Raw genomic sequence first — 17127 nt, 5'->3', positions numbered from 1 at the left:
CCGATTTTTGCCATTCCATGCGCGGCCGCGAGGGTGGCAGGAGAGTCCCGATGCAGAACGATGCCAATGTGGTGCACCTGACCAGGGTCGCTTCCGAGCCGTCGCCGAACGCCGGAGCGGGGCGCCTGCCGGTCATCCTCGTGCAGGTGCGCGACAAGGCGGCGTTGCAGCTGAAACAGGCGTTGCAGGCGTTGTTCGACAACGCCGACGACACCCTCTTCGAAATGGCCGACCGAGCCACCAGTAACCTCGAACAGAACGCTTTCTTCGAAGCCATGCGCGACCTGCGCCTCAAGCGCAAGAGTATCGAGCGGGTCTACCTGCAGAAGGTCTTCGAGGAGTTCTCGGCGCTCAACCAGGTACAGTCCGGCAAATCCGTGCCGACCCTGGATACCGTGTCCTTCGACAGCCTCAGCCTGGTACAGAACGAGGAACTGGAGGAGTCCGTCGCGGTGGACGCGATGGTGGCGCGGGTGATGAGCCGCGATGCCACCGCGCTGGCCCACCTGAGCACCCGCCTGAACACCCTGGTCGGCCGGAAGGTCGACGAGAAGAGCAATCCCCTCGCTCCGCGTCCGCTGACCGCGGCTTTCCTCGATGCCTGCCAGGGGCTCGGCGTCGAGATCAAGGTCAAGCTGATCATTCTCAAGCTGTTCGAGAAGTACGTCCTGGCCCATTGCGACCAGTTGTACGCCGAGGCCAACCAGATCCTGGTCGCTGCGGGCGTGCTGCCGGAACTCAAATCCGCGCTGCCGCGGCGTCAGCCCGCTGTCCGTCCCGAAGCGGTACGCGATGCCGGGACCCTGCAGGCACAGGCTGCGCTGCTCGACGGCGGCCAGCAGGAAGTCTTCGGCGCGCTGCAGGAACTGCTGGCGCAGGTCCGCGACAATCCTTCCTTCTACCGTCGCGAAACGCCTGAGAATGCCGCGCCGATTTCCAGCAACGACCTGATGCGCCTGCTTTCCCACCTGCAACAGCACTTGCCGGGCCCTGGCGCCGCGGAGTTCGACGTCCGCGACGGGGTCGATCAACTGCTCCAGCGGGTCAGCCACAAGAGCGGCCGTTCTCGGGTGGTCGGCCAGGTGGACGATGACGTCATCAACCTGGTGTCGATGCTGTTCGAATTCATTCTCGACGACCGCACCCTGCCTGATTCGCTGAAGGCCCTGATCGGTCGGATGCAGATCCCGATGCTCAAGGTGGCCCTGCTCGACAAGACCTTCTTCAGCCGCGGTAGCCATCCGGCGCGTCGCCTGCTCAACGAGATCGCATCCGCGTCGCTGGGCTGGGCCGAACACAATGATGCCCGGCGCGACAGCCTGTACCAGAAGATCGAACAGGTCGTGATGCGGCTGTTGAACGACTTCGTCGACGACCCGGCGATCTTCGCCGAGTTGCTGGAGGACTTCATTGCCTTCACCGGCGACGAGCGCCGCCGCAGCGAGCTCCTCGAGCAGCGCACCCGCGACGCCGAGGAAGGCCGCGCCAAGGCCGAACTGGCTCGTCAGGACGTGGAGCAGGTGCTGAACCAGCGACTGCTCGGCAAGGTCCTGCCGGAGGTGGTGGTGCGCCTGCTGCGGGATGCCTGGAGCAAGGTGATGCTGCTGATCTGCCTTAAGCATGGCAAGGCTTCGGCCGAGTGGCGGGAGGCCCTGGATACCATGGACGAGCTGATCTGGAGCGTCGGCCCGCATGATGATCCGCTGTCCCGCCAACAGTTGCTGGAGCGCGTGCCAGGCCTGCTCAAGGCGCTGCGCGAGGGATTGGCCAGCGCAGCCTTCGATCCGTTTTCCACCGGTGAATTCTTCAGCCAGCTGGAAACCCTGCATGTCCAGGGCCTGCAGCGCGACAAGCGCGGCGAGGCGGCGGTCGCGGACAGCCCCCTGCTCGACGAAGCGACCCCGGGCACGGCCGCGGAAAAGCCCCGGGCGCCGGTCATGCTGCGGGTGGTCGAGGAAATCGTCCTGACCTCGCCGGACGCCGCCCCGGCGCCTGTCGAGAGCGAAGTGCGCCTGCCGGACAACGACGAGGCACTGCTGCGGGTCGATGCGCTGCGTGTCGGCAGTTGGGTGGAGATCCAGGAGGACGCCGAGCACAAGCTGCGCTGCAAGCTGGCGGCAGTGATCCGGCCCACCGGTCGCTACATCTTCGTCAATCGCACCGGGATGAAGGTCCTGGAAAAGACCCGCATGGGCCTGGCGGTGGAGTTTCGCCGGCAGGCGGTACGCCTGCTGGACGATGCCTTGCTGTTCGACCGGGCCCTGGAGTCGGTGATCGGCAACCTGCGGCGCCTCAAGGGCGCCTAGCCGCTTCTCGAGGACCCGGCGGATGCCGGGTCTTTTCGTTCTTGCGGGTAATACCTTTCCTCGACGCATGTCGAAGCGGCCGATCCAGAGCCCGCCTGATCGTCATTCCGGCGCCGCTGGATTAGAGTGGGGGCTCGTTCAGGAGCCCGTATGCATTTCGATTCCGTTACCGGCTGGGTCCGTGGCGTCCGCCACTGCCCTTCACCGAATTTCAACCTGCGTCCGCAAGGGGACGCGGTGTCGCTGCTGGTCATCCACAATATCAGCCTGCCGCCGGGACAGTTCGGCACCGGCAAGGTCCAGGCGTTCTTCCAGAATCGCCTGGACCCGAACGAACATCCCTATTTCGAGGAGATCCGCCACCTGACGGTTTCCGCGCATTTCCTCATCGAACGCGACGGCGCCATCACCCAGTTCGTCTCCTGCCACGACCGCGCCTGGCATGCCGGGGTTTCCTGCTTCGACGGTCGCGAGGCGTGCAACGACTTCTCCCTTGGCATCGAACTGGAGGGGACCGACACGGAACCGTACACGGACGCGCAGTACACTGCCCTGGCCGGGCTGACGCGGCTGTTGCGCGCGGCCTTCCCGGCGATCACCCCGGAACGCATCCAGGGCCACTGCGATATCGCCCCGGAGCGCAAGACCGATCCCGGCGAGGCTTTCGACTGGTCGCGCTACCGCGCCGGATTGACCGATTCCAAGGAGGAAACATGACGTTCCTGGTGTTGCTGCTGGCCCTTGCGCTGGAGAAGTTCTCCGGCTGGCGCCGGCGTATCCAGCGCGATGGCGCCTGGCTCGCCTGGCTGGGCCTGGTCGAGGATCTGCCCTCGGTGTCCCGCCGCTCCTGGCTGGGGTTGCTGCTCGCGGTGGTCCTGCCGTTGCTGCCGCTGGCCCTGCTGCTGACATTGCTGCAGCCGCTGGCCTATGGCTGGTTGAGCCTTCCGCTGCATCTTCTGGTGGTGGTCTACAGTCTCGGCCGCGGCGACGTCATGGCCGACCTCGGGCCGTTCCGCGACGCCTGGCGGCGCGAGGAGGCCCAGGCTGCCTTCCATGTCGCCGAACGCGATCTGGGGATCCTGGGCGGCAGCGAGAGCGACCTGATCGGCCGGGTGCACGGCCATCTGCTCTGGCAGGGCTACCAGAGCTTCTTCGCGGTGATCTTCTGGTATGCCTTGCTCGGCCCGGTGGCGGCCCTGGCCTATCGCCTGCTGGCACTGGCGCTGGAGCACGCCCGCCAGCCGGCGTTGCGCGAACAGGCGGCGCGCGTCCGGCATATCTTCGACTGGTTGCCGGTGCGTGCGCTGGTGCTGAGCTTCGCCCTGGTCGGCAACTTCCTCGCGGTTATCCGCGTGCTGCTGCACTGGCTGCTGGCCTGGGACATCTCGGCGGCCGCGCTGCTGGGCAAGGCCGGACGGGTCGCCAGCGATGTCGAAGCGGTCGAACTGGGTGCCGCCGGCGTCGCCAGCCTGGATGCGCTCTGGCAATTGCTGGTGCGTGCGGCCGTGCTCTGGTACGCCGTGTTCGCCTTCTGCGCGCTGTTCCTCTGAGCGCAGCGACGGGGAATCCGCCTGCGATTCCCCGTTAACCTTAAGTTACAGAACACCAGGCCGATATCGGGTACACAGGTGAACGTGTCCGCATGATTTCGAAAGGCCATTACCGAGCGGACTCCGTGCGTCAATGTCGCCACGCGGCGGCATCTCTCAGAACGATAAGAACAATCAGGAGACGTCTGGGTGAAGACCGTACTCTATCCCGCCATCGCGCTGATGAACCGGCTCAGCTTCGGCATGAAGTTCGGCCTGATCAGCGTGCTGTTCTTCCTGCCGCTGCTGATCACCAGCTTCTATCTGGTGCGCGATGCCTATCGCCAGTTCAGCGACACCCGGATCGAACTGCAGAGCTTGACGCTGCTGGGTAGCGGACTGCAGATCCGGCGTGGCCTGGAGTCCCTCAACGATCTGTTGCAGATCAATGCGGTCATCGGCCAGTCCGGCAAGGCCGGCGATCTGGAAGCGCGCATCGCGGACGTCCAGAAGGGGCTGCGCGGGCGGCTCGAGGCGCTGGCGCCGCTCAGCGAGGATGGTGCGGCGGTAGCCGAATTCGAGGCCCAGCGCGACCGGTTGCTCAACGGCTTGCAGGCCGTGGAGGCCGAAGGGTCCCTGCAGGGCAAGGGCGCACGGGCGGAGAAGCTGCTCGGTAGCGCACAGGTATTCATCAAGTTGCTCATCGCCCAGGCCGGGCTCAGCCAGGACAGCCAGCGCCAGGTGCGCCAGCTCAGCGAGCTGGTCGGCTCGATAACGCCGGAGGTGACGGCGGCCATCAGCAAGGGGCGCGCCATCGGCGCCTACTCCCTGGGCCAGGGTTTCCTCAATTCGTCCTCCAGCGCGCGGCTCGACGAACTGCTGCTGGAGTTCGAGAAACTGCATGGCGAGTATGGCCTGAAGCTGCAGGAGTCCCTGGCCGGCAGCCCACAGCTGCTCGAGGAGGCCGCCCAGGCCAGTCGCGAGACCCTGAAGAGCCTGGGGCAGTTGTTCGAGGACCGGGTGATCGTGGCCGAGACGCTGGATACCCCGTGGACGCAGTTCTACGATCAGGTCAGCGCGGCGATGGACAAGACCTACCAGCTCGACGACGCCGTTCTCGGCTATCTCGATACCCAGTTGCAAAAGCGCCTGCAACAGGTGCGCACGCAGATGCTGTTGCTAGTCGCCGCGCTGGCCGTGGTTTTCGCCGCGATCCTATACCTCTACGGCGGTTTCTACGTTTCCACCCGCGCCACCCTGAAGGATCTCGGGCGAATGATGGAGCGCGTCGCCGGCGGCGACATGACGGTCAGCTTCCAGGCCCGCAGCCGTGACGAGCTGGGCGAGCTGGGACAATCGTTCAACGAATCGGTGGCGAAGATCCACGACCTGATCGAGCGGGTCAGCCAGACCGTCGGCGAGGTCGAGCGGCAGACCCTGCGCGTCGAGTCGGTGTCGGCCGAAAGCAACCAGGCGGTAGCCGGGCAACGCAGCCAGATCGAGCAGGTGGCCACGGCGATGAACCAGATGGCCGCTACCGCTCAGGAAGTGGCGCGCAGCGCGGCGATGGCGGTGAGCAGCGCGAACAGCGTGAACCAGGAAACCCTCAGCGGGCGCAGCCTGGTCGAGTCGCAGGTGGGTAGCATCCAGCGCCTGGCCGGCGAGATCGACCAGTCGGTGGCGGCGATCAATCGCCTGGCCAGCGACAGCGCCTCGATCAGCCAGGTGCTGGATGTGATCAAGGGCATCGCCGAACAGACCAACCTGCTGGCGCTCAATGCGGCGATCGAGGCCGCTCGTGCCGGGGAGCAGGGGCGCGGTTTCGCGGTGGTGGCCGACGAGGTGCGCACGCTGGCCAAGCGCACCCAGCAATCCACCGCCGAGATCGAACAGATGATCCTGCGCCTGCAGGGCGGCGTCGATGCGGCGGTGAAGGCGATGGGCAGCAGCCACCATACCGCCGATGGCACGGTCAACGAGTCGGCGCAGGTGCAGCAGGCACTGGAGAATATCCTCGGCGCGGTGGGCATGATCGTCGACCAGAACCAGCAAATCGCCGCCGCCGCCGAGCAACAGACCGCCGTGGCCCACGATATCGACCAGAACATCGTCGAGATCAACCAGGCCGGCGAGCGCACCGCGGAAGGCGCCAGCCAGACCGAACGGGCCAGCCGCGAACTGGGCGCCCAGGTGACCCAACTGAAACGCCTGATCGGCGCGTTCCGGGTGTAGGCGCAAGGCCTGCGCGGGACGTTTTTCGTCCATCCGATTGAACGCTGGGCGGACGGGGACATCCCACTGTCATGCACATGGGGTAAAGGCTGAGCAGGTCAATCCGGCGGTGCGACAGGCGGAGGCGAAATCGCGGCATTTTTTTATTGATCTCGCGTCCCCTTGGTCCTAAAGTTCGCGCCCGAACGTCCATGCTGGAAACGATCCATCCGGCTCAAGTACTGACGACGAGAGATCGCCTTGTGGCAAGGCGACGTCCGCTGCTCAAGCGGCCAGGTTGTCGCGCGGGACACGCGCGCGACCTACCAGGATGAACAGGCGGTGGCTGCCGGCAGGCAGGTGATACTCGGCGACATGCCTTGGGAAGTAGGCGAACCAAAGTGGGGAAACGGATTAGACGTTCAGCTTCACCCCTACGAATCCATGTGTTTTGCCATTGGGAGTCCCAACCATGTCCATCAAGGTCGAGGATTATTTCGCCCCTGAAACCTTCCAGCGCATGAAGGCCTTCGCCGACAAGCAGGAAACCCCCTTCGTGGTCATCGACAAGCAAACCATCGCCGATGCCTACGACCAACTGACCGACTGCTTCCCCTTCGCCAGGATCTACTACGCGGTGAAGGCCAATCCCGCTACCGAAATCACCGAGCTGCTGCGCGACAAGGGTTCGAACTTCGATATCGCCTCGATCTACGAACTGGACAAGGTGATGAAGACCGGCGTCGGTCCGGAGCGCATCAGCTACGGCAACACCATCAAGAAATCCAAGGACATCCGCTACTTCTACGAGAAGGGCGTGCGCCTGTTCGCCACCGACTCCGAAGCCGACCTGCGCAACATCGCCAAGGCCGCTCCCGGCGCCAAGGTCTACGTGCGTATTCTCACCGAGGGCTCGACTACCGCAGACTGGCCGTTGTCGCGCAAGTTCGGCTGCCAGACCGACATGGCCATGGACCTGCTGATCCTGGCCCGCCAGCTGGGCCTGGAGCCCTACGGCATTTCCTTCCACGTCGGTTCGCAGCAGCGCGACATCTCGGTGTGGGACGCGGCGATCGCTAAGGTCAAGGTGATCTTCGAGCGCCTGAAGGAAGAAGACGGTATCGTCCTGAAGATGATCAACATGGGCGGCGGCTTCCCGGCCAACTACATCACCAAGACCAACGACCTGGAAACCTATGCGGAGGAGATCATCCGCTTCCTCAAGGAGGACTTCGGCGACGACCTGCCGGAAATCATCCTCGAGCCGGGCCGTTCGCTGATCGCCAATGCCGGCATCCTGGTCAGCGAAGTGGTGCTGGTCGCCCGCAAGTCGCGGACCGCCGTGGAGCGCTGGGTCTATGCCGACGTCGGCAAGTTCTCCGGACTGATCGAAACCATGGACGAGTCGATCAAGTTCCCGATCTGGACCGAGAAGCAGGGCGAGATGGAAGAGGTGGTGATCGCCGGCCCGACCTGCGACAGCGCCGACATCATGTACGAGCACTACAAGTATGGCCTGCCGCTGAACCTGGCGAGCGGCGACCGCCTTTACTGGCTGTCTACCGGCGCCTACACCACCAGCTACAGTGCGGTGGAGTTCAACGGCTTCCCGCCGCTGAAGGCGTTCTACCTCTAGCGCAGTCGCCTCTGCTACGAAGAGCCCCGCCTCGGCGGGGCTTTTTCATGTCGCTCTGGAAGCCTCGCGGCGCTCGTGCCAGCCTTGTTCGACAACCCATGACAAGGACGCCGACATGACAGGCAATGGTGTTTCCCTGGTGACCCTCGGGGTCGCCGATCTGGCCCGCTCCTCTCTCTACTACCAGGCGCTGGGCTGGCAGCCCTCTTCGGACGGCAACGAGCAGGTGGTATTTCTCAAGGGCCGCAACCTGGTCCTCGGCCTCTACGGACGCAGCGCCCTCGCCGAGGATGCGCAGGTGGAAGATCGTCCGACCGGCTTCGCGGCTATCACCCTGGCCTGCAACTGCGCCTCGCGGGACGAGGTGGACCGTCTGTTCTCCGCAGCCACGGCGGCCGGCGGGCAGGCGACCAAGATGCCGCAGGAAGTGTTCTGGGGTGGCTACTCCGGATATGTCGCCGACCCGGATGGACACCTTTGGGAAATTGCCTACAACCCGTTCTGGCCGTTCGACGAGCAGGGCAACCTGGTCTTGCCCTGAGGGCGCTACGGATGGAAAAACGCCCCGCTCGGCGGGGCGCATTCCTTGGCGGCGGTCAGCCTTCGTTCGGCTGGCGGGACGGTGCGCGCGGCGTCGTTGGCGCGGGTCGTCCGGCCTGGGCTACCTGCTGCCCGGCGTCGGCCTTGTCCAGCGGCAGCTTGTCGAAGTCGCGCAAGCCATTGTGGGCATAGGGGTTGCCGATCCAGCGGACTTCATGCTGGAAGTCGTTGCTCACCAGGCTCTTGGTCGGATCGAAGAGGTCATAGTTGAGGCCGGCGAGGTCGGACCAGGTATGGATCAGGTCTTCGCTGCTGTAGCGTCGGTCGACCAGGGCCTGCAGGTCGCGCGGATGGGTCTGCTGCCAGCTGGGCGAAGTCCAGACCAGGAAGGGCACGGTGTACATGCCGCGGGTCGGGTCGCCTTCGTTGCGGCCGAGACGGTCGTGCGGGGCTTCGTCGAAGACTTCCTCTCCATGGTCCGAGAGGTAGACCAGGAAGCCGTTCGGATCGCTGTTGGCGAAGCCCTTGATCAGGCTGGAGACCACGTAGTCGTTGTACAGCACGGCGTTGTCGTAGCTGTTGTAGACCTCCACCTGGTCATCGCTGAGGGCCGCCGGGGCGCCCTGGCGGTCGACGAAGCGAGCGTAATCGGCGGGATAGCGGTACTTGTAGTTCATGTGGGTGCCGAGCAGATGGACCACGATGAATTTCTTCGGCGCCGGGTCGTCCAGCACCTTGGCGAAGGGCGCCAGCACCGCGCCGTCCAGCTGGCTGGCGTTCTGGCTGCGCTGGTTGTTCAGGTAGAACTGCGCATCGGTCTGCTGGGCGAAGGTCGTCAGCATGGTGTTGCGCTTGGTCATGGTCTGCTGGTTGGTGATCCAGAAGGTCTTGTAGCCGGCCTGCTTCATCAGGTTCATCAGCGACGGATCGGTGAGGAAGCGGTCGGGATGCTCGTGGTCAGCGAACGTCAGCACCTGCTGCAGCACCTCGATGGTGTATGGCCGCGACGCCACCACGTTGTTGAATACCGTGAGGTTCCGGTTCGCGGCCTTCAGTGCGTCCAACTGCGGGGTCGTTTCGCGTGGATAGCCGTAGAGGCTCATGTGCTTGCGCGACGTGGATTCGCCGATCACCAGGACCAGCGTGCGCGGCGTATCGCCATTGGCATCGACGAGGTTCTTCAGCGGCGGTAGGGCCGCGTTCTTTTGCAACAGCGCCTGCATGCTGCCCAGTTGCTGGCGGTATTGCTGGTAGCCGATCAGCAATTGCCAGGGCACCGCCGGTTCCATGCGCGCCTGGACCTTGTCCAGGGCTTCGTCGAAGGGCCGGCCCTGGCTGACCAGTTGCTTGTAGAACGGATAACCGATGGTCGCGACGATCAGCAGCACCGCCACCGGCAGGGCGCTGAAGCGCGGCAGGTAGACCGGGCGCAGGCGGCGCCAGAGGAGGATGGCGACCAGGCTGTAGAGCACCAGGCCGAGGGTCATCCAGGGGTTGAAGTACTGGCTGAAATATTCGCTGGCCTCGGCGGTGTTCGACTCGAACATCACGAAGATCACGCTTTGCGAGAATTCCTGGTGATAGATGCCGAAATAGCTCAGGCCGACCAGCGAGGCGGCCCACAGCACCAGCCCGATGACGGCGGCCAGCGGCTTGGTCCAGCGCGGGAACAGCAACACCGGCGCAAGCCAGATGGTGCTCAGCACCATGGCGTTGCGGAAACCGGAGAAACCGCTGTTGCCGGAGGTCAGCAGGAGCAGTTGGGTGATGCCGGAGAAGAACCAGAAGAACAGGAACAGCCAGCCCAGGCCGGCCCAGTCGATGCGATTGCGCGTAACGCTTGGTGGAGTGGGGGACACGATAGCCTCGTACGATGGACCGGAGGCGCGATCGTCGCTCGCCTCGATGAAGCGGCGAGGGTAGGGAAAGGCTTGTCAAAAAAGTGTTATGTGGGTGTGAACAAAGGGTTGGGCGTTGTTCGTCAGACGGGCAGTCGTGCGTACCCGTGACGTTCGAGCGCCTGTTCCAGAGCCTCTCGATCGGTGTCGTCGCCCAACTGCGCCGCGCGTCGGTAGTAGGCCAGCGCCAGGCTGCGGAACGGCGGGTGGGCCGACTGCTCCAGGCCATGGCGGGCACTGCGCAGGAAGTTCAGGTTGCCGCCTTCGAGGGCACGCCGGAGCCAGGTTTCGGCTTCGGCATGGCGGCCCGAGGCGCTGAGCATCGCGGCGTGGCTGAACTGGCCGCGAAAATCGCCGCCCTCGGCGGAACGTCGATACCAGTGCGCAGCTTGCGCCAGGTCGCGAGCGACCACCAGGCCTTCTTCGTGGTAGCGCCCCACCAGGTTCATCGATTTCGCGTGGCCCTGCTCGGCCGCTTGCCGATACAGCGCATAGGCGCGCGGCTGGTCCTGGGACACGCCGCGGCCGGTGGCGTGGAGATTGGCCAGGTTGTAGCGGGCCCAGTCAAGGCCGGCCTGGGCGGCGATCCGATAGTGGACGGCTGCCGCGGCTGGATCCGCCGGGCCGCCCCAGCCATGTTCAAGACAGCGAGCGAGCATATTGCGCGCCATTGCGTGGCCGCGTTCGGCGGCGATCGTGAACCAGGTCCGCGCCAGGGTCGGGTCGCGCTGGATGCCTTGGCCGTCCAGAAGGATCTGTCCGAGCAGGGCCTGGGCTTCCGTCAGGCCCTCGCGCGCAGCGCCGAGGATGGCCTGGGCAACCTCGCCCGGGGTACCGGCCAGTTGTGCGGCGAAACCTTCGGCGTCCAGCGCGTCGTGACGAAGCAGCAGGTGGCGCATGTTCAGAGTTCCGACCAGCGCCGCAGGAGATTGTGGTAGGTACCGGTGAGGCGGATCAGCGAGGGATGGTCGGGGACGTCGCGGGTGAGTCGCTGGATCGACTGGTCCATTTCGAATAGCAGGGTGCGCTGGCTGTCTTCGCGGACCAGGCTCTGGGTCCAGAAGAACGAGGCGTAGCGCGCGCCGCGGGTGACCGGATTGACCTTGTGCAGGCTGGTGCCGGGGTAGAGCACCAGATCGCCGGCGGGCAGCTTCACCTGTTGCAGGCCGTAGGTGTCCTGGATCACCAGTTCGCCGCCGTCATAGTCCTCCGGGTCGCTGAAGAAGAGGGTCGAGGACAGGTCGGTACGGACCCGCTCGCGGCCGCCATGGACGTCGCGCACGGCGTTGTCGATGTGGAAGTCGAACGAGCCCCCGCCGGTATAGCAGTTGAATAGCGGCGGGAAGACCTTGAGCGGCAGGGCGGCGGACATGAACAGGGGATGGTTCCACAGGCGCTGCAGCATGGCTTCGCCGATCTCCCGGGCCAGCGGGTGGTCCTGCGGCAGTTGCAGGTTGTGCTTGGCCTTGGCCGATTGGTAGCCGGCGGTCGCCTTGCCGTCGGCCCATTCCGCCTGCTCCAGGGCTGCGCGGATCCGGGAGGCTTCCTCGGCGGTGAAGATGGCGGGAATATGCAGCAACATGGCGCTGTCCATGAAGGCGAAATGATTGCCAATGATATTGATTTGCATTGGCCATGTAAAACCGCCAAATGTTCCAGACGAGCGAGATGGGAAAAATGTAATGAGAAAATTGTAAAGAATGTAAATTCCTGTCGAATGCGAATCCGTAATAATTGATAACAATTCTGATCTGCAATAAATTCCGCGACCTTCACAGCTCCCGGGGAGGGGTTTCGAATGTCGCGTCAGTCCACGGATACCGCCGTTTCTTCGCAACGTCTGCTGGCTTCGGCCATCGGTGTGGCCATCACCGCCATCGCCGCACCGCAGGCAGCGCACGCCGACGAGGCCGGGCAGAAAAAGACCGACAAGGACCGCGTACTGTCGCTGGATGCGGCCACCATCGTCGGCGAGCAGCAGGACGAAACCACCTACAACGTCGACCGCTCGGCGTCGAAGAAGTACACCGCGCCGCTCTTGGATACGCCGCGCTCCGTCACGGTAGTACCAAAGCAGGTGATCAAGGATACCGCCGCCGTGTCTCTCCAGGATGCACTGCGTACCGTTCCAGGTATTACCTTTGGCGCGGGCGAGGGCGGCAATCCCACCGGTGACCGGCCATTCATTCGCGGCTTCGATGCGCAAAGCGATACTTACGTCGATGGTGTACGCGATACTGGTGCACAGACCCGCGAGATCTTCAACCTTGAGCAGATCGAGGTCAGCAAGGGCCCTAACTCGGCATTCGGAGGACGGGGCTCGGCCGGCGGCAGCCTCAATCTCGTCAGCAAGCAGGCCAAGGCTGGGAACTTCATCGATGGAGGCTTCACCTATGGTTCTGACCAGACTCGCCGCTACACCCTGGACCTCAACCAGGAATTCCTCGATGGCAATGCGGCATTCCGGCTGAATCTTCTCAAGCACGATGCCAATGTCGCGGGCCGCGATGAAGTCGATGTCAGTCGCTGGGGCGTAGCGCCGTCGCTCACCTTCGGTCTTGGCTCGCCGACCCGAGTGACCGTCAGCCATTATCACCTGGAAAGTGACGATACCCCGGATTCGGGCATTCCCTATGCCAAGAGTAGCGATCGCAGCAAGCACAATCCGGACAAACCGGTGAATGTCGATCGAGGCAATTTCTATGGGCTGACGGGGCGCGATTTCCAGAAGAGCCGCATCGATACCAGTACCATCACCGTTGAGCATGATCTGACTGACAGCCTCACTATTCGCAATACCTCGCGTTACGGCAACAGTCATCAGGACTATCTGTGGACACAACCGGATGACAGCCAGGGCAACATCAACAATGGCTCGGTCTGGCGCCGCCAGAACAATCGGGTAAGTACCACCACCACAGCAGTCAACCAGACTGACCTGTTTGGAGAGTTCTACCTGGGTGGCTTCAAGAACAGCTTCAGCACCGGCCTGGAGTTCAGCCGAGAAGACAGCAAGCGCGATGGGTATACCGTCGATACCAATACCGGCCTGGGCAGCAACAAGTGCAATCCATCGCTGATCGGGGCGCCTAGCGGCTATAACTGCACTAGTCTGGAAAATCCCAATCCGCACGATCCATGGAATGGCAGTATTACCCGGAAATATGCGCCGCTGAATACGGTCGGCACCACCAAGGCAATATATGCGTTCGACACCATCGACCTGAACGAGCAGTGGCAGGTCAATATTGGCGCGCGCTTCGATAGTTTCGAAACTACGGCGAAGAACCACGGTGTAAGACCCGCTACCAAACTCAGCGACAAGTCGAGCTTCTGGAACTGGCAGGCAGGCTTGGTGTGGAAGCCTGTACCCAACGGCAGTATCTATGCGTCCTACGCCACTTCGGCTACGCCGCCGGGTAGCATGCTCGATAATGGGGATACCTCGAATGCTGTCGACGGGTTCGCCATCAGCAACAACCTTGAGCCGGAAGAAACCACGAACTACGAGCTTGGTACCAAGTGGGCTTTCTTCAACGAGCGGCTGGAGCTGAGTGCCGCGATCTTCCGCACCGACAAGGACAATACCCGCATCCTGGTCGCCAACCAGACCTACGACAACGCCGGACAATCCCGCGTCGACGGCGTGGAGTTGAGCGCCAGCGGCAAGCTGACCGAGAAGTGGAAGGTGTTCGCGGGCTACAGCTACCTGGACAGCGAGTTGGTCGATGCCGGTAAGGCTGGGCGTAACGGCAATGTGAACGCATCGGCGGCTTCCAACAACGGCAACGAGATGCCAAATACGCCGAAGAACAGCTTCAGTCTCTGGACCACCTATGACATCTTCCCGACGACCACCATCGGCGGCGGGGCTTTCTATGTCGACAAGGTCTATGGCGACGTTGGCAATACCGTCTATGTCCCCGATTACTGGCGCTATGACGCAATGGCCAGCTACAAACTGAGCAAGAACGTCGATTTCCAGTTGAACGTGCAGAATGTGTTCGACAAGAAGTACTTCGACAAAGCCTATGCGGCGCACTATGCGTCCCAGGCCGCTGGAAGGACGATACTGTTCAGCACCAACTTCCACTTCTGACTGCCGCTCTCGCTCCCCACGAAAGCCCCATTCCCCCTGCGGGATGGGGCTTTCCCGCATCCAGGTGGGTAAATAGAGCGTAAAGAACGTTAATTCGGCTTTATCGCAACTGATTATCAAATAGAATTGCCCGCCGACGTCCTCGTGTCGTCTGGCCGGCGCTTGGCGTCGGCGTAGTCCCGTTGTTGCCGCGCGGCGGCCGTGAAGGTGATCCTGTGAAGAAAGTCTGGTTCCAGTTGCATTGGTTCTTCGGTATCAGCGCCGGCCTGGTGCTGGCGCTGATGGGCGTCACCGGAGCGACCCTGTCGTTCCAGGACGAGCTGATGCGCGCGCTCAACCCTGACGTGCTGGTGGTGCAGAAGCGCCCCGAGGGTGTGCTGCCGCTGGACGAACTGGTGCGCCGTATCGAAGGTGCCGAGCCGGGGCGGAAAGTGGCCTTCGTCTGGGTCGAGATGGACAGCGACAAGGCCGGGCGGATCTTCTATACCCCGCCGCCGGGACAGCGCCGCGGCGAGTCGCGCTGGATCGATCCCTACACCGGGGCTTTCGTCGGCGAGCCACGCGGCGAGGGTTTCTTCAACCTGATGATGCAACTGCACCGGTTCCTCGCCATGGGCGAGTACGGCAAGCAGGTCACCGCCGCCTGCACCCTGATCCTGATCTTCTTCTGCCTGTCCGGTCTCTACCTGCGCTGGCCGCGCAAGGTTTTCGACTGGCGCGCCTGGCTGACCCTCGACTGGTCGCGCAAGGGGCGCAGTTTCAACTGGGACCTGCATGCCGTGGCCGGCACCTGGTGCCTGGCGCTCTACCTGCTGGCTGCGCTGACCGGCCTGTACTGGTCCTACGAGTGGTACCGCAACGGCCTGTTCAAACTGCTCGACGACGCGCCCGCCGGCCAGCAGGCGCAGCGCGGCAAGCCGGGCGGACGTGGCGAGCGCCCGGCCGATGCGGCTCCGCTGGTGGTCGACTACGCGGCGGTATGGAACAGCATCCGCCAGGCCGGCGGCGACCGCTTGCAGGCCTACAACCTGCGCCTGCCGCCGGCGGGCGGCCAGCCGGCGACAGTGTTCTATCGCCTGACCGACGCGCCGCACGAGCGTGCCTTCAACACCTTGATCCTGGACCCGGCCAACGGCCAGGTGAAAAGCGACCAGCGCTATAGCGACCGTTCTTTCGGCAGCCAGTTGCTGGCCAGCGTCTATGCATTGCACGTAGGCAGCTATTTCGGCATGGCCGGACGCATCCTGATGATGCTCGCCAGCCTGGCGATGCCGCTGTTCTTCATCACCGGCTGGCTGCTCTACCTCGACCGCCGGCGCAAGAAACGCGCGGTACGGGCGAGCCGCGCCGACCTGGGCGGCAGCGCCGGCGCCAGCGGCGAGCCCTGGTTGATCGGCTACGCCAGCCAGAGCGGTTTTGCCGAGCAACTGGCCTGGCAGAGCGCCGGCCAGTTGCAGGCGGCCGGGTTGCCGGTGCGGGTCGAATCGCTGGCGCGCCTGGATGCCGGGCAACTCGCCGAGGCGCGCAAGGCGCTGTTCGTGGTCAGCACCTTCGGCGACGGTGAGGCGCCGGACAGCGCCCGCGGCTTCGAACGCAAGGTGCTTGGCCAGGCCGCCAGCCTCGATGGCCTGAGCTACGCCCTGCTGGCCTTGGGAGATCGCCAGTACGAGCAGTTCTGCGGCTTCGCCCGGCGCATGCAGGGCTGGTTGCAGGGGCAGGGCGCGCGGAGCCTGTTCGCCCCGGTGGAGGTCGATGATGGCGACGCCGCGGCCCTGCGCCAATGGCAGGAAAGCCTGGCCGAGGTGACCGGCGGTGCCGCCCCGGCGGCCTGGGAAGCGCCGGCCTTCGAGGTCTGGTCGCTGGCGCGGCGGGAGTGCCTGAATCCTGGCAGCCAGGGCGAGTCGACCTGGCTGCTGGACCTGCGTGCGCCGACCGACAGCGCCATCCAATGGCGCGCCGGCGATCTGCTGGAGATCGTCCCGCACCAGGCGTCCGCGCGCATCCGCGAATGGCTGCAGCGGCATAACCTGGACGGCCAGGCGCGGGTGGCGGTCGAGGGCATCGAGCAGAGCCTGGAGCAGGCCCTGGCTGGGCGCTTGCTGCCGGACTCTTTCGAACACCTGGTCGGCTTGCACCCGCAGGCGCTGCTGGATGCGCTGATTCCGCTTTCCGTGCGCCAGTACTCCATCGCGTCGCTGCAGAGCGATGGCGACCTGCAACTGATCGTACGCCAGGAGCAGCATGCCGACGGCAGCCTGGGCATCTGCTCCGGCTGGCTCACCGAGTACCTGCCGCTCGGCGCCGCGCTGACCCTGCGCCTGCGCCGCAACGCGGGCTTCCACCTGCCGGAGGATGACGTGCCGCTGATCCTCATCGGCAACGGTACCGGGCTCGCCGGCCTGCGCAGCCTGTTGCGCGCCAGCATTGCCGCCGGGCGCAAGCGCAACTGGCTGCTGTTCGGCGAACGCAATTTCGCCCACGACTACTACTGTCGTGCGGAGCTGGAGCAGGCCCTGGCCAGGGGCGAGCTGCAACGCCTGGACCTGGCCTTCTCCCGCGACCAGGCGGGGAAGATCTATGTCCAGGACCGCCTGCATGAAGCGGCGGATGAACTGCGGCGCTGGATCGACGAGGGCGCGGCCTTGTACGTCTGCGGCAGCCTGCAGGGCATGGCCGGCGGTGTCGACCGGGTGCTGCGCGAAGTGCTCGGTGAGGAGGCCTTGCAACGCCTGGCCGACGAAGGACGTTACCGACGCGACGTGTACTGAACGGATGAATGAAAAAGGCTCCCAAGGGAGCCTTTTCGTTGCCAACTGCCGGGACTGCTGGGCTTTGCGGGGTGTAGGGCGAATAACCGCAGAGCGGTTATCCGCCATTTCGGCGGGGTGTCGGCGGATGACGCCGTTGG

Annotated in this window: 11 protein-coding genes; 8 read left to right on the top strand and 3 right to left on the bottom strand. The window is 64.2% G+C overall.

Going from position 1 to position 17127, the window contains the following annotated elements; translation table 11 throughout:
* Positions 1-50 precede the first annotated feature (50 nt).
* The 6 genes from AT700_RS23480 to AT700_RS23455 all read left to right on the top strand — a co-directional run bounded on the left by AT700_RS23480 (position 51) and on the right by AT700_RS23455 (position 8223).
* On the top strand, positions 51-2306 hold the full coding sequence (locus AT700_RS23480; protein ID WP_016264271.1) for a DUF1631 domain-containing protein: 2256 nt from the start codon (positions 51-53) through the stop codon (positions 2304-2306).
* 150 nt (positions 2307-2456) lie between these two features.
* Positions 2457-3023, top strand: coding sequence for a 1,6-anhydro-N-acetylmuramyl-L-alanine amidase AmpD (gene ampD, locus AT700_RS23475; RefSeq protein ID WP_003094640.1), 567 nt, complete (start codon positions 2457-2459; stop codon positions 3021-3023).
* Positions 3020-3856 carry a regulatory signaling modulator protein AmpE gene (gene ampE, locus AT700_RS23470; protein ID WP_003110342.1) on the top strand — a complete coding sequence of 279 codons (837 nt, stop codon included), beginning with the start codon at positions 3020-3022 and terminating at the stop codon, positions 3854-3856. The genes ampD and ampE overlap by 4 nt, the downstream gene beginning before the upstream one ends.
* Positions 3857-4045: 189 nt before the next feature.
* The gene (locus AT700_RS23465) at positions 4046-6067 is read left to right on the top strand and encodes a methyl-accepting chemotaxis protein (protein WP_004352859.1); all 2022 of its coding nucleotides are present in this window, start codon (positions 4046-4048) and stop codon (positions 6065-6067) included.
* A 451-nt stretch (positions 6068-6518) separates the two neighbouring features.
* Positions 6519-7682 carry a type III PLP-dependent enzyme gene (locus tag AT700_RS23460; RefSeq protein ID WP_003094617.1) on the top strand — a complete coding sequence of 388 codons (1164 nt, stop codon included), beginning with the start codon at positions 6519-6521 and terminating at the stop codon, positions 7680-7682.
* Between the two features lie 115 nt (positions 7683-7797).
* Positions 7798-8223 (top strand): VOC family protein, encoded by a 426-nt coding sequence (locus AT700_RS23455; RefSeq protein WP_003094613.1) that lies wholly within the window; start codon positions 7798-7800, stop codon positions 8221-8223.
* Between the two features lie 55 nt (positions 8224-8278).
* Here AT700_RS23455 and AT700_RS23450 read toward each other — a convergent pair whose 3' ends face one another.
* The 3 genes from AT700_RS23450 to AT700_RS23440 form a co-directional block, all read right to left on the bottom strand.
* Positions 8279-10081, bottom strand: coding sequence for a phosphoethanolamine transferase CptA (locus AT700_RS23450; RefSeq protein ID WP_048521670.1), 1803 nt, complete (start codon positions 10079-10081; stop codon positions 8279-8281).
* Positions 10082-10203: 122 nt separating this feature from the next.
* A complete protein-coding gene (locus AT700_RS23445; protein WP_003116242.1) occupies positions 10204-11019 on the bottom strand; it encodes a tetratricopeptide repeat protein in 816 nt (271 codons plus the stop codon).
* 2 nt (positions 11020-11021) lie between these two features.
* Positions 11022-11702 (bottom strand): Fe2+-dependent dioxygenase, encoded by a 681-nt coding sequence (locus AT700_RS23440; RefSeq protein WP_031635559.1) that lies wholly within the window; start codon positions 11700-11702, stop codon positions 11022-11024.
* A 216-nt stretch (positions 11703-11918) separates the two neighbouring features.
* Here AT700_RS23440 and piuD point away from each other — a divergent pair, with 216 nt between their 5' ends.
* Complete coding sequence (piuD, locus tag AT700_RS23435; RefSeq protein ID WP_033955595.1) at positions 11919-14219, top strand: TonB-dependent siderophore receptor PiuD; 2301 nt, start codon at positions 11919-11921, stop codon at positions 14217-14219.
* Positions 14220-14434: 215 nt separating this feature from the next.
* Positions 14435-16987, top strand: a complete 2553-nt coding sequence (locus AT700_RS23430) for a PepSY domain-containing protein (RefSeq protein WP_048521666.1) — start codon at positions 14435-14437, stop codon at positions 16985-16987.
* Positions 16988-17127: the final 140 nt, after the last annotated feature.

Source organism: Pseudomonas aeruginosa (genome assembly GCF_001457615.1).
GTDB lineage: Bacteria > Pseudomonadota > Gammaproteobacteria > Pseudomonadales > Pseudomonadaceae > Pseudomonas > Pseudomonas aeruginosa.
Note: the sequence above shows the minus strand (reverse complement) of the source record. Positions and strands in the feature narration are given on the sequence as shown.

Coding starts and splice junctions, on each gene's coding strand:
- AT700_RS23440 (WP_031635559.1), bottom strand. CDS start 11,702: ATGTTGCTGCATATTCCCGCCATCTTCACCGCCGAGGAAGCCTCCCGG.
- AT700_RS23460 (WP_003094617.1), top strand. CDS start 6,519: ATGTCCATCAAGGTCGAGGATTATTTCGCCCCTGAAACCTTCCAGCGC.
- piuD (WP_033955595.1), top strand. CDS start 11,919: ATGTCGCGTCAGTCCACGGATACCGCCGTTTCTTCGCAACGTCTGCTG.
- ampE (WP_003110342.1), top strand. CDS start 3,020: ATGACGTTCCTGGTGTTGCTGCTGGCCCTTGCGCTGGAGAAGTTCTCC.
- AT700_RS23455 (WP_003094613.1), top strand. CDS start 7,798: ATGACAGGCAATGGTGTTTCCCTGGTGACCCTCGGGGTCGCCGATCTG.
- AT700_RS23480 (WP_016264271.1), top strand. CDS start 51: ATGCAGAACGATGCCAATGTGGTGCACCTGACCAGGGTCGCTTCCGAG.
- AT700_RS23445 (WP_003116242.1), bottom strand. CDS start 11,019: ATGCGCCACCTGCTGCTTCGTCACGACGCGCTGGACGCCGAAGGTTTC.
- ampD (WP_003094640.1), top strand. CDS start 2,457: ATGCATTTCGATTCCGTTACCGGCTGGGTCCGTGGCGTCCGCCACTGC.